The organism is Streptomyces sp. NPDC043176, assembly GCF_056436715.1.
In genome coordinates this window covers 250229-263157 of record NZ_JBWKCA010000006.1, presented here as the reverse complement: position 1 = coordinate 263157, position 12929 = coordinate 250229, and the positions used below count along the sequence as shown (strand labels likewise).

The window sequence follows — 12929 nt, the reverse complement described above, 5'->3', positions numbered from 1 at the left end:
CACTCACGCTCTTACTCCTCGTGCTCCCCGGCCGAGGGCTCCGTGCCCTCGGCTGCCTCGACTTCGGCCACCGCTGCCTCGGTCGCCTCGACGGCGCCCTCGACCTCGTCCGCGTTGTCGACGTATTCGTCGTCGCCGCCGGCCTCGGCGTTCCGTGCGATGCCGACGACGGCATCGCGCTTGCCCAGGTTGATCAGCTGGACGCCCATGGTGTCACGGCCGGTCTCCCTGACTTCGTTGACTCGCGTACGAATCACACCGCCGGACAGCGTGATGGCGAGGATCTCGTCGGTCTCCTCGACCACCAGCGCGCCCACGAGCGAGCCGCGGTCCTCCACGATCTTGGCGGCCTTGATACCGAGGCCGCCACGGCCCTGGACGCGGTACTCGTCGACGGGGGTGCGCTTCGCGTACCCGCCGTCGGTCGCGGTGAAGACGAAAGTACCGGGCCGGACGACATTCATCGAGAGCAGCTCGTCGTCCTCTCGGAAACTCATCCCCTTCACGCCCGACGTGGCACGCCCCATCGGACGCAGCGCGTCGTCGGTGGCGGTGAAGCGGATCGACTGCGCCTTCCTGCTGACGAGCAGCAGGTCGTCCTCGGAGGAGACCAGCTCGGCGCCGATCAGCTCGTCGTCGCTGCCGTCCTCCCGCTCGCGCAGGTTGATGGCGATGACACCGCCCGAGCGGGGCGAGTCGTAGTCCTTCAGCGCGGTCTTCTTCACCAGGCCGGCCTTGGTGGCGAGCACCAGGTACGGCGCGGCGTCGTAGTCGCGGATGGCCAGGATCTGGGCGATCTGCTCGTCCGGCTGGAAGGCGAGCAGGTTGGCCACGTGCTGGCCGCGGGCGTCCCGGCCGGCGTCCGGCAGCTCGTACGCCTTGACCCGGTAGACCCGGCCCTTGTTCGTGAAGAAGAGCAGCCAGTGGTGCGTGGTGGAGACGAAGAAGTGGTCGACGATGTCGTCCTGCTTCAGCTTCGTGCCCCGCACGCCCTTGCCGCCGCGCTTCTGCGACCGGTAGTCCTCGGTCTTGGTGCGCTTCACGTAGCCACCGCGCGTGATGGTGACGACGATGTCCTCCTCGGCGATCAGGTCCTCGATGGACATGTCACCGTCGAAGGGCACGAGCTTGGAGCGGCGGTCGTCGCCGAACCGCTCGACGAGGGCGGCGAGCTCCTCGCTGACGATCGCCCGCTGGCGCTCCGGGGAGGCCAGGATCGCGTTGTACTCGTTGATCTTCGCCTGGAGCTCGTCGTGCTCGGCGACGATCTTCTGGCGCTCCAGGGCGGCGAGCCGGCGGAGCTGCATCTCCAGGATCGCGTTGGCCTGGATCTCGTCGATCTGCAGCAGGTCCATCAGGCCCGCGCGCGCGACCTCGACCGTGTCGCTGCGCCGGATGAGCGCGATGACCTCGTCGATCGCGTCCAGGGCCTTGAGGAGGCCGCGCAGGATGTGGGCGCGCTCCTCGGCCTTGCGCAGCCGGAACTTCGTCCGGCGGACGATGACCTCGATCTGGTGCGTCACCCAGTGGCGGATGAACGCGTCCAGCGAGAGGGTGCGCGGCACGCCGTCGACGAGCGCCAGCATGTTCGCGCCGAAGTTCGTCTGCAGGTCGGTGTGCTTGTAGAGGTTGTTGAGGACGACCTTGGCGACGGCGTCGCGCTTGAGCACGATGACGAGGCGCTGGCCGGTCCGCGACGAGGTCTCGTCGCGCACGTCGGCGATGCCGCCGACCTTGCCGTCCTTCACCAGGTCGGCGATCTTCTGCGCCAGGTTGTCGGGGTTGGTCTGGTACGGCAGCTCCGTGACCACCAGGCACTGGCGGTTCTGGATCTCCTCGACCTCGACGACCGCGCGCATCGTGATCGAGCCGCGGCCGGTGCGGTACGCCTCCTCGATGCCCTTGCGGCCCACGACGAGCGCGCCGGTCGGGAAGTCCGGGCCCTTGATCCGCTCGATGAGCGCGTCGAGGAGCTCCTCGTGGGAGGCGTCGGGGTGCTCCAGCGCCCACTGGGCGCCGGCCGCGACCTCGCGCAGGTTGTGCGGCGGGATGTTGGTCGCCATGCCGACCGCGATACCGGCGCTGCCGTTGATCAGCAGGTTCGGGAAGCGGGCCGGCAGGACCGTCGGCTCCTGGTTGCGGCCGTCGTAGTTGTCCTGGAAGTCGACGGTCTCCTCGTCGATGTCCCGGAGCATCTCCATCGACAGCGTCATGAGCTTGCACTCGGTGTAACGCATGGCGGCGGCCGGGTCGTTGCCCGGGGAGCCGAAGTTGCCGTTGGAGTCGACGAGCGGCATGCGCATCGACCAGGGCTGGGCGAGGCGGACGAGCGCGTCGTAGATCGAGGAGTCGCCGTGCGGGTGGTACGTACCCATGACGTCACCGACGACGCGGGCGCACTTGTAGAAGCCCTTCTCGGGCCGGTAGCCGCCGTCGTACATCGCGTACAGCACGCGACGGTGGACCGGCTTGAGCCCGTCCCGGACGTCGGGCAGCGCGCGCGACACGATGACGGACATCGCGTAGTCGAGGTAGGAGCGCTGCATCTCGGTCTCGAGCCCGACGGGCTCGATCCGCAGCACGGGCTCCTGCTCTTCGGTGGTGCCAGGGGTGTTTTCGTCGGCCATTGCTGGTCGTCAGTCCTTTCGTACGGTCAGCTGGGACCGACTCAGATGTCGAGGAAGCGAACGTCCTTGGCGTTGCGCTGGATGAACGAGCGCCGTGCCTCGACGTCCTCGCCCATCAGCACCGAGAACAGGTCGTCGGCCTGGGCCGCGTCGTCCAGGGTGACCTGGCCGAGGACGCGGTGCTCGACGTCCATCGTGGTGACGCGCAGCTCCTCGGCGTTCATCTCGCCGAGACCCTTGAAGCGCTGGATCGAGTCCTCCCTGATCCGCTTGCCGTTCTGCTTGCCCAGCTCGACGAGCGCGTCCCGCTCCCGGTCCGAGTACGCGTACTCGAAGTCGTCCCGGCCCCACTTGATCTTGTAGAGCGGCGGGCGGGAGAGGTAGACGTGACCGGCCTCGACCAGCGGTCGCATGAAGCGGAAGAGGAAGGTCAGCAGCAGGGTGTTGATGTGCTGGCCGTCGACGTCGGCGTCCGCCATCAGGATGATCTTGTGATAGCGGAGCTTCTCGATGTCGAAGTCCTCGTGCACACCGGTGCCGAAGGCGGAGATCAGCGCCTGGACCTCGGTGTTCTGCAGGATCTTGTCGACGCGGGCCTTCTCGACGTTCAGGATCTTGCCGCGGATCGGCAGGATGGCCTGGTACATCGGGTTGCGGCCGGACTTGGCCGAGCCGCCGGCGGAGTCACCCTCGACGATGAAGATCTCGCACTTGGAGGGGTCGTTCGACTGGCAGTCGGACAGCTTGCCCGGCAGCGACGCCGACTCCAGGAGGCCCTTGCGGCGGGTCAGGTCGCGCGCCTTGCGCGCGGCCACGCGCGCGGTGGCGGCCTGGATCGACTTGCGGACGATGTCCGCGCCCTCGTTCGGGTTGCGGTCCAGCCAGTCGTTGAGGTGCTCGTAGACCGCCTTCTGGACGAAGGTCTTCACCTCGGTGTTGCCCAGCTTGGTCTTGGTCTGGCCCTCGAACTGCGGCTCGCTCAGCTTGACCGAGATGATCGCCGTCAGACCCTCGCGGATGTCGTCACCCGTGAGGTTGTCGTCCTTCTCGCGGAGCAGCTTCTTGTCGCGCGCGTACTTGTTGATCAGCGAGGTCAGCGCCGCACGGAAGCCCTCCTCGTGCGTGCCGCCCTCGTGGGTGTGGATGATGTTGGCGAAGGAGTACACGCCCTCGCTGTAGCCGCTGTTCCACTGCATCGCGACCTCGAGGGACAGGCTCTTGTCCTTGTCCTCGGCGTCGAGGTCGATCACGGTGGGGTGGATCAGCTCGCCCTTGCGCGAGTTGAGGTACTTCACGAAGTCGACGATGCCGCCCTCGTAGTGGTAGCTCACCGTGCGCGCGGTCGGCTCGGCGGTCGCCTCGGCGTCCGGGTCGTCGGCGCCGACGGTCGCCTTCGCGGACTCGCGCTCGTCGGTGAGCGTGATGGTGAGGCCCTTGTTGAGGAAGGCCATCTCCTGGAAGCGCCGCGAGAGCGTCTCGAAGGAGTACTCGGTGGTCTCGAAGATGTCCGGGTCGGCCCAGAAGGTCACCGACGTGCCGGTCTCGTCGGTCGCCTCGTGCTGGGCGAGCGGGGCCGTCGGGGCGCCCATCTTGTAGTCCTGCGTCCAGCGGTGGCCGTCCGTCTTGATCTCGACGGAGACCTTGGTGGACAGGGCGTTCACCACGGACACGCCGACGCCGTGCAGACCGCCGGAGACGGCGTAGCCGCCGCCGCCGAACTTGCCGCCCGCGTGCAGCACGGTCAGCACGACCTCGACGGCCGGCTTGCCCTCGGAGGCGACGATGCCCACCGGGATGCCGCGGCCGTTGTCGACGACGCGTACGGCGCCGTCGGGCAGGATCGTCACGTCGATGGTGTCGGCGTGGCCGGCCAGGGCTTCGTCGACCGAGTTGTCGACGACCTCCTGCACCATGTGGTGCAGACCGCGCTCACCGGTCGAGCCGATGTACATGCCAGGGCGCTTGCGCACGGCATCCAGGCCCTCGAGTACCTGGATGTTGCTGGCGGTGTACTGGTTGTTCTCGTTGGGGTCGCCGGAATCGGCCACGAAGCGCCCTTTCTGGCACAGCACAGGCCGTTCTCCGGGCATACGGGAGCGGCTGCGTCGTTCGACATGTTCCGCAGGGTGGCGGGATTGTCTTCCAGTCTACCGGTAGCGCCGACACTCATGGGGGTTTGCCGGTACCTGAGTCCTCATGTGCCGCCCTGCGCGGGCGCGAGACGACTCCCCATATCCGGATAGGGGCTCCAGACGCCCCTGACGGCCACCCAGCGCTTCGAGCCGTAGCGCGCAGTGGGCAACCCGGATCCGACCGCTCCACCGCGTTGTGGATACACCTTCCGCAAGGGCGGAACGGGTGGGCACGGCGCCCCGCGCGACGGCGCCTTCCACGGGAACCCGCGCCCTGCGCGCCCGAACCCTGACCCCTCGGCCGCACCATCCGAGACCGCCCGCCCGGCGCCCTGGCCGCACAGCCCGCGGCGCCGCCCGCCCGGCGCCCGAGCCCCGTACAGCCCGCGGCACCGCCCTGGCCGCACACGCCCAGACCCCCCGCCCCGCGCCCTGGCCGTACGTGTCGCCCGGCGTCCTAGCCGTACGTGTCGCCCGGCCCCACGCTGCCGGGGGCCCTCAGCGGCCCGTACCCCCGCCGCGGCGCCCCCGGCCCGAGCACCTTGATCATCCGCACGGTCCCGTGTCCCAGGTCCTCGTTGAGCCGCGCCACCAGCGTCGGCGCAAGGAGACGCAGCTGCGTCGCCCACGCCGTCGAGTCGCACTGCACGGTCAGCACCCGCGCGTCCGGCTCGTCGTCGAACTTCAGCGGTACGCAGTGCTTCGCCAGGTCCTCGCCGACGATCTGCGGCCAGCGCCCCATGACCCCGCCGACCGCCGCGGGCGTCTCCCAGCCGCGCTCGGTGATGAGCCGGTTGATGGCCGCGCCGAGCGCCATCGGGTCGCGCCCGTCTGCTCGCGCGCCGGAGCGGAGCCCGCCCCCGCGCCGGGCCTGCTTCTTCTGCTGGGCCGCCGCGCCCCGCGCCTTCGCCTGCTCCTTCGCGGCGCGCAGCGCGACCCGTGCCAGGTCGACGCCGGAGTGCTCGGGAACCCTGGGAGCCTCCGCGGCCCGCGCGGAGGCCGGACCGTCCACGGGCTGTTCGCTCATACGCGTTCCACCGTCCCGCCGGCCACCTCGTACCGCGTGCCCGCGAGGACTCCGGGTACGTCGTCGTCCACCGCGGCCGTCACGAGGACCTGCTCGCCGGGCGCGACCAGCTCCGCGAGCCGCTCGCGCCGCCGCGCGTCGAGTTCGGCGAAGACGTCGTCGAGGACCAGGACCGGTTCGTTGCCCTCGGACCGGAGCAGGTCGTAGGAGGCCAGCCGCAGCGCGAGCGCGTACGACCAGGACTCGCCGTGGCTCGCGTACCCCTTCGCGGGCAGTTCGCCGAGCTTGAGCAGCAGCTCGTCCCGGTGTGGTCCGACGAGCGTGACGCCCCGCTCGATCTCCTGCTTGCGGACCTCGGCGAGGGCGTCGATCAGCTGCTCGTACAGCTCCTCGCGGGTGTGCCCCGCCCCCGGCGCGGACGGCCGGTACTCCAGCAGAATCGGTCCGCCGCCGGGCGCCAGCTGCTCGTACGCCTTGTCGGCGAGCGGCTGCAGTACGCCGATGAGGTCGAGCCGCTGGGCGAGTAGCTCGGCGCCCGCCCTGGCCAGGTGCTGGTCCCAGACGTCGAGGGTGGACAGGTCCATGCCGCGGCCGCCGTGCCGGCGGGCCATGGCGGCCGACTTGAGGAGCGTGTTGCGCTGCTTGAGGACGCGTTCGTAGTCGGAGCGCACGCCCGCCATGCGCGGCGTGCGCGCCGTGATCAGCTCGTCGAGGAAGCGCCGCCGCTCGCCGGGGTCGCCCTTGATCAGGGCGAGGTCCTCGGGCGCGAAGAGCACGGTCCGTACGATGCCCAGTACGTCACGCGGTCTGACCTGGGAGGACCGGTTGATACGGGCGCGGTTGGCGCGGCCCGGGTTGAGCTCGAGCTCGACCAGCTGGGAGCGCTCGCCCTGGGTGACGGCGGCCCGGATGACCGCGCGCTCCGCCCCCATCCGGACGAGCGGGGCGTCGGAGGCGACGCGATGGCTGCCGAGGGTGGCCAGGTAGCCGACGGCCTCGACCAGGTTGGTCTTGCCCTGGCCGTTGGCTCCCACGAAAGCGGTGACGCCCGGGTCGAGCGGAACCTCGACCCGGGCGTACGAGCGGAAGTCGGCCAGCGAGAGATGCGTGACGTGCATGGTGGGCGCCGACCTTCTTCCCCCGTCGGCTGTGCACCGCGGGGTGCACAGCCTGTGGATTACTTCTTCGTCTCGACCGCGTGGCCACCGAACTGGTTGCGCAGCGCGGCGATCATCTTCATCTGCGGGGAGTCGTCCTGCCGCGACGCGAACCGCGCGAACAGCGACGCGGTGATCGCGGGCAGCGGCACGGCGTTGTCGATGGCGGCCTCGACCGTCCACCGGCCCTCGCCGGAGTCCGACGCGTAGCCGCGCAGCTCGTCCAGGTGCTCGTCCTCGTCCAGCGCGTTCACCGCGAGGTCCAGCAGCCAGGAACGGATGACCGTGCCCTCCTGCCAGGAGCGGAAGACCTCGCGCACGTCGGTGACGGAGTCGACCTTCTCCAGGAGCTCCCAGCCCTCGGCGTAGGCCTGCATCATCGCGTACTCGATGCCGTTGTGGACCATCTTCGCGAAGTGGCCGGCGCCGACCTTGCCCGCGTGGACCGAGCCGAACTCGCCCTCGGGCTTGAGGGCGTCGAAGATCGGCTGGACCCGCGCCACGTCCTCGGCGGAGCCGCCGTACATCAGCGCGTAGCCGTTCTCCAGGCCCCAGACGCCGCCGGAGACGCCGCAGTCGACGAACCCGATGCCCTTGGCGGCGAGCTCCTCGGCGTGCTTCTCGTCGTCCGTCCAGCGCGAGTTCCCGCCGTCCACGACGATGTCACCGGGGGAGAGCAGGTCGGCCAGCTCGTCGATGGTGGACTGGGTCGCGGCACCGGCCGGAACCATGACCCACACGACGCGCGGACCCTTCAGCTTGCCCACAAGCTCTTCGAGGCTGTGGACATCGGCGAGGTCCGGGTTGCGGTCGTATCCGATGACGGTGTGACCTGCGCGGCGGATGCGCTCGCGCATGTTGCCGCCCATCTTGCCGAGACCGACGAGACCGAGCTCCATCAGAGATTCCTTAAGCGTCGTGTGCGGTTTACCCGGGTCCGAGCCTACGCCCGGACCCGGGTGCACACCTGTGGGGTCAGCCGCTCAGGCGATGCCCCGGAAAAACGGGATCAACCGGACAGGCGCACCGGCATGATCAGGTACTTGTAGGCCTCGTCCGCCTCGGCGTCGAGCGCGGGCCTGCCGCTCAGCAGCGCCGGCTTCGTGGAGGTCGTGAAGGAGAGCTGGGCGACCGGGGAGTCGATGGCGCTCAGGCCGTCGAGCAGGAAGGTCGGGTTGAAGGCGATCGAGATGTCGTCGCCCTCCAGCTGCGCGTCCACACGCTCCACAGCCTGTGCGTCGTCGCTGGAGCCGGCCTCCAGGATCAGGACGCCCTGCTCGAAGCTCAGCCGGACCGGGGTGTTGCGCTCGGCCACCAGGGCCACACGCTTGACGGCCTCGACGAAGGGGGCGGTCTCGATCACCGCGACCGAGTTGAACTCGGTGGGGAAGAGCGTCCGGTACTTCGGCAGGTCGCCTTCGAGCAGTCGGGTGGTGGTGCGGCGGCCCGCGCCCTCGAAGCCGATGAGGCCCTCGCCCTTGCCGGAGCCGGAGAGCGCCAGGGTGACCGTGTCGCCGCTGGTGAGCGCCTTGGCGGTGTCCAGGAGGGTCTTCGCGGGCACCAGGGCGACCGCGGAGGCGTCCGGGGACTCCGGCTTCCACAGGAACTCGCGGACCGCGAAGCGGTAGCGGTCGGTGGAGGCCAGGGTGACCGTGTCGCCCTCGATCTCGATGCGCACACCGGTGAGGACGGGCAGCGTGTCGTCACGGCCGGCGGCGATGGCCACCTGGGCGGCGGCGGAGGCGAAGACCTCACCGGGGACGGTGCCGGTCGCGGTGGGCATCTCCGGCAGCGCCGGGTACTCCTCCACAGGCAGGGTGTGGAGGGTGAAGCGGGAGGAGCCGCAGACGACGGTCGCCCGTACACCGTCTGTGGAAATCTCCACCGGACGGTTGGGGAGGGCGCGGCAGATGTCGGCGAGCAGTCGGCCGGAGACGAGGACGGTGCCGTCCTCCTCGACCTCCGCCTCGACGGAGACCCGGGCCGAGACCTCGTAGTCGAAGCTCGAGAAGCTCAGCGCGCCGTCCTCGGCCTTCAGCAGAAGGCCCGCGAGCACGGGCGCCGGCGGACGGGCCGGAAGGCTGCGGGCCACCCAGGCCACCGCCTCCGCGAGTACATCGCGCTCCACCCGGATCTTCACCGGAACCGCCTCCTGCTGTTGCTGGCTCTTCGTCGACTGCGGGAACCAGTCTGACGTACGCCGCCGACACTCGGTGCTGCTCGGGGTCAAGTCGAGACGAGAGCGCGTCGGAGCTCCGGCGCCGAGTTGTGCACAGGCCCCACTTCGAAGCGGATTCCTAGCTAACTCTAAGTGGGAGTAGTAGTAGGGCCTGTGGAAACGGTGGATAACGTCGTTTTCGCAGGCCAGGCCCAGTTTTTTGTCCACCGACCCTGTGGGCGGCACCCGTGGAAAACCAGGGGTCTCTGTGGACACCGGAAAGTTCTGCACACCCCATACACAGGCCACGGGGAGTTCTCCCCAGCGCTGTCCCCAGCTTTTCCCGCGTTCCCCACAGGCCAAACGTCTCCCTTGGTGTGACCGCTTTCACTCGGTCCGGTGAGCGGGGGTGTTTTGTTGCCGAACAGTGGACAGCGGTGTGGAGAAGCTGTGGGCAACGGCCTGCCCCCTGTGGGCAGCCAGTGGACAACCTTCGGGACCCCCTGTGGACAAAAAATTTATCCACAGGCTGTGGGGATCGTTTGCCAACAATTCCACAGGGGGCTGACCTGGGATGATGATCTGTCAACGCCTCAGCCTGTGGACAGGATCCGGATAACTCGACAGTCCCCACCCTGTGGACGGAAGATCATCCCCCAATCTGTGGAGAACCCGCCATCGGAACGGAGTGTTCGAACAGCGGGTGCTCGGCCCGGCGCGCCTTCCCTCCCGTGTGGAACGCCGAAGGGCGCCCCGGGAGGTGTCCCGGAGCGCCCTTCGGAGGCCGTGGCGGCCCTGTGTCAGCCGTTCTTGATGCGGTTGGTGAGCTCGGTGACCTGGTTGTAGATGGAGCGCCGCTCCGCCATCAGGGCGCGGATCTTGCGGTCCGCGTGCATCACCGTCGTGTGGTCGCGCCCGCCGAACTGCGCGCCGATCTTCGGCAGCGACAGGTCCGTGAGCTCCCGGCACAGGTACATGGCGATCTGGCGGGCCGTCACCAGCACGCGGCTGCGCGAGGATCCGCAGAGGTCCTCCACCGTCAGACCGAAGTAGTCGGCGGTGGCCGCCATGATGGCGGGCGCGGTGATCTCCGGCGAGCTGTCCTCGCCGCCGGGGATCAGGTCCTTCAGCACGATCTCGGTGAGCCCCAGGTCCACCGGCTGCCGGTTGAGGCTCGCGAAGGCCGTCACCCGGATCAGCGCGCCCTCCAGCTCACGGATGTTCCGCGAGATCCGCGAGGCGATGAACTCCAGCACCTCCGGCGGGGCGTTGAGCTGCTCCTGCACCGCCTTCTTGCGGAGGATCGCGATGCGCGTCTCCAGTTCCGGCGGCTGCACGTCGGTGGTGAGACCCCACTCGAAGCGGTTGCGGAGCCGGTCCTCCAGGGTCACCAGCTGCTTGGGCGGCCGGTCGGAGGAGAGCACGATCTGCTTGTTCGCGTTGTGCAGGGTGTTGAAGGTGTGGAAGAACTCCTCCTGCGTCGACTCCTTGCTCGCCAGGAACTGGATGTCGTCGACGAGCAGGATGTCCACGTCGCGGTAGCGCTTGCGGAACGCGTCGCCCTTGCCGTCGCGGATCGAGTTGATGAACTCGTTGGTGAACTCCTCGGAGCTCACGTACCGCACGCGCGTGCCCGGATAGAGGCTCCGCGCGTAGTGCCCGATCGCGTGCAGCAGGTGGGTCTTGCCGAGACCCGACTCGCCGTAGATGAAGAGCGGGTTGTACGCCTTGGCCGGCGCCTCGGCCACCGCGACGGCGGCCGCGTGCGCGAACCGGTTCGAGGAACCGATGACGAAGGTGTCGAAGAGGTACTTGGGGTTCAGCCGCGCGTGCTGCTCACCGGGAGCCCCGGCTCCGCCGCCCTGGCCGGACGCCGACGTGCCCGGGCCGCCCCCGGGTCCGGGCACCGGACCGCCGCCCGGACGGGGACCGGGGCGGGCTCCGTGGCCCGGCGGGTCGGGCAGCTCGGCGCGCTCGGGCCGCTGCTGCTCGTAACCGCGGGCCGGTTCGTCGTAGCGGGGCTGGCGCGACTGGTCCGGGCCGGTGTATGGGGCGCGCTCCTGGTAGCCGCCGAGCCGGGGCTGCTGCCAGGAGAGGTCCTCCTGGGTCCGCGGCCAGGCGCCGGGTCCGGGCCGCTGCTGTCCGTAGTCGGGGTAGGCCGGGCGCGCGGTGGGCAGCCCGTCGTCGGGCATCGGCCGGTGGCCGTAGCCGTCGTACTTCCCGTACGGCTCGGGCTGCTCGCGCTCGTCGTAGCGGGGCGGCTGCGGCTGCTGCGCCGCGGGGGCGGGCGGGGTCGGCTCGCCGACGGAGTCGTCGACGGTGATCGCGATCCGGATCGGCCGGCCGCACTCGCGGCTGAGGGTCTCGCTGATCAGCGGGGCGAGCCGGCCCTCGAGGACGCGCTTGCCCCACTCGTTCGGCACGGCGAGGAGTGCGGTGTCCGCGACCAGGGCGAGCGGCTGGCAGCGCTCGATCCACTGTTTGTCCTTGGACTCGATGCCCTGCTGCCCGTCGGCGAGAAGGTGCTCGAGGACCCGTGGCCACACTGCGGCAAGATCGGCGGGTACGTCAGCCACAGGGCACGCTTTCTCGCAGGTCCCACGATGGTGTGGTTCTCGGGGACAGTGGGTCGAAGTCCGTGAGGACGAGTCCGTTGAGGACAGGTGGGACAGAACGGTAAAAGATTGTGGAGACCGTCCACGGTAGTCGGGCCGCCTGACGTGGTTCAAGTTGTTGTCCACAGCCTGTGCACAATGGGGGGTGGCGACAAGTCGGTTTGACCGGATGGCGTAGCCGCGCGTACCGTACCCAGGTCGAGTTGTCGATGGCTGCTGCCGCCTGCCTCCGATGGGCAAAGATCACGGTCAGTGATCGTGAAGCGGTGCACTCGGGCGTATTGCGAGCTACTCGTGGGCGCACGGTGACAGCCAGGCGATGTCCCGCCACCACCCGAATCATTTCTGGAGCCCCCGAGTGAGCAAGCGCACCTTCCAGCCGAACAACCGTCGTCGCGCGAAGACCCACGGCTTCCGCCTGCGCATGCGTACCCGTGCCGGCCGCGCCATCCTGGCGAACCGCCGTGGCAAGGGTCGCGCGAGCCTGTCCGCCTGATCCACTTAAACAGGTCATGACGTGCTGCCTACCGAGAATCGGCTGAGGCGGCGCGAGGACTTCGCAACCGCGGTACGCCGAGGTCGCCGGGCCGGTCGCCCGCTCCTCGTCGTCCACCTACGCAGCGGTGCAACGGACCCGCATGCGCCTGGGGAGAGCGCTCCCCCGTCGCGTGCGGGTTTCGTCGTGAGCAAGGCCGTGGGCGTTGCCGTCGTACGCAACAAGGTGAAGCGTCGCCTGCGCCATCTCGTCCGCGACCGACTTGCCGCGCTTCCTCCCGGTAGCCTGGTGGTCGTACGGGCGTTGCCCGGAGCCGGCGACGCCGACCACGCACAGCTGGCCCGAGACCTGGACGCCGCTCTCCAGCGGCTGCTGGGAGGGGGCACGCGATGAAGTACCCGCTGCTGGCTCTCATCAAGCTGTACCAGTGGACGATCAGCCCGCTTCTCGGGCCCGTCTGCCGGTACTACCCGTCGTGTTCCCACTACGGATTCACGGCCATCGACCGGCATGGCGCGATCAAGGGCACGGCCCTGACCGCCTGGCGCATCCTGCGGTGCAACCCGTGGTCGCCCGGCGGTGTGGACCACGTACCCCCGCGTAAGCGCCCCCGCTGGCACGAAATGCTGAGGAACGCGTTGCGCGGCGACACGGGCGGGTCCACCGCCGAGACGAGCCCGGCCGCAGAGACCTCGCCCAATGCTCAAGGAGCCTGAT

At 69.3% G+C, this 12929-nt stretch carries 10 protein-coding genes; 3 read left to right on the top strand and 7 right to left on the bottom strand.

Going from position 1 to position 12929, the window contains the following annotated elements:
• Positions 1 to 11 precede the first annotated feature (11 nt).
• From gyrA to dnaA, 7 genes are all read right to left on the bottom strand, one after another.
• Positions 12 to 2627 carry a DNA gyrase subunit A gene (gyrA, locus tag AC067A_RS12555; RefSeq protein WP_478618338.1) on the bottom strand — a complete coding sequence of 872 codons (2616 nt, stop codon included), beginning with the start codon at positions 2625 to 2627 and terminating at the stop codon, positions 12 to 14.
• A gap of 41 nt (positions 2628 to 2668) precedes the next feature.
• Positions 2669 to 4699 carry a DNA topoisomerase (ATP-hydrolyzing) subunit B gene (gene gyrB / locus AC067A_RS12550; protein WP_478618335.1) on the bottom strand — a complete coding sequence of 677 codons (2031 nt, stop codon included), beginning with the start codon at positions 4697 to 4699 and terminating at the stop codon, positions 2669 to 2671.
• 517 nt (positions 4700 to 5216) lie between these two features.
• Positions 5217 to 5786: a DciA family protein gene (locus AC067A_RS12545; RefSeq protein ID WP_478618333.1), complete on the bottom strand. Its 570-nt coding sequence runs from the start codon at positions 5784 to 5786 to the stop codon at positions 5217 to 5219.
• Positions 5783 to 6904 carry a DNA replication/repair protein RecF gene (gene recF / locus AC067A_RS12540; RefSeq protein WP_478618330.1) on the bottom strand — a complete coding sequence of 374 codons (1122 nt, stop codon included), beginning with the start codon at positions 6902 to 6904 and terminating at the stop codon, positions 5783 to 5785. The genes AC067A_RS12545 and recF overlap by 4 nt, the downstream gene beginning before the upstream one ends.
• Before the next feature lie 59 nt (positions 6905 to 6963).
• Complete coding sequence (gnd, locus tag AC067A_RS12535) at positions 6964 to 7842, bottom strand: phosphogluconate dehydrogenase (NAD(+)-dependent, decarboxylating) (RefSeq protein WP_478618328.1); 879 nt, start codon at positions 7840 to 7842, stop codon at positions 6964 to 6966.
• A 110-nt stretch (positions 7843 to 7952) separates the two neighbouring features.
• Positions 7953 to 9083, bottom strand: coding sequence for a DNA polymerase III subunit beta (gene dnaN / locus AC067A_RS12530; RefSeq protein WP_384899887.1), 1131 nt, complete (start codon positions 9081 to 9083; stop codon positions 7953 to 7955).
• 818 nt (positions 9084 to 9901) lie between these two features.
• Positions 9902 to 11677 carry a chromosomal replication initiator protein DnaA gene (gene dnaA / locus AC067A_RS12525; RefSeq protein WP_478618324.1) on the bottom strand — a complete coding sequence of 592 codons (1776 nt, stop codon included), beginning with the start codon at positions 11675 to 11677 and terminating at the stop codon, positions 9902 to 9904.
• Positions 11678 to 12074: 397 nt separating this feature from the next.
• Here dnaA and rpmH point away from each other — a divergent pair, with 397 nt between their 5' ends.
• The 3 genes from rpmH to yidD are packed head-to-tail and all read left to right on the top strand — an operon-like array spanning position 12075 to position 12928.
• Positions 12075 to 12212 (top strand): 50S ribosomal protein L34, encoded by a 138-nt coding sequence (gene rpmH, locus AC067A_RS12520; protein WP_006381191.1) that lies wholly within the window; start codon positions 12075 to 12077, stop codon positions 12210 to 12212.
• A gap of 21 nt (positions 12213 to 12233) precedes the next feature.
• Positions 12234 to 12605 (top strand): ribonuclease P protein component, encoded by a 372-nt coding sequence (gene rnpA, locus AC067A_RS12515; protein ID WP_478618321.1) that lies wholly within the window; start codon positions 12234 to 12236, stop codon positions 12603 to 12605.
• Positions 12602 to 12928 (top strand): membrane protein insertion efficiency factor YidD, encoded by a 327-nt coding sequence (gene yidD / locus AC067A_RS12510; RefSeq protein WP_478618318.1) that lies wholly within the window; start codon positions 12602 to 12604, stop codon positions 12926 to 12928. Before rnpA ends, yidD begins: the two co-directional genes overlap by 4 nt.
• Position 12929: the final 1 nt, after the last annotated feature.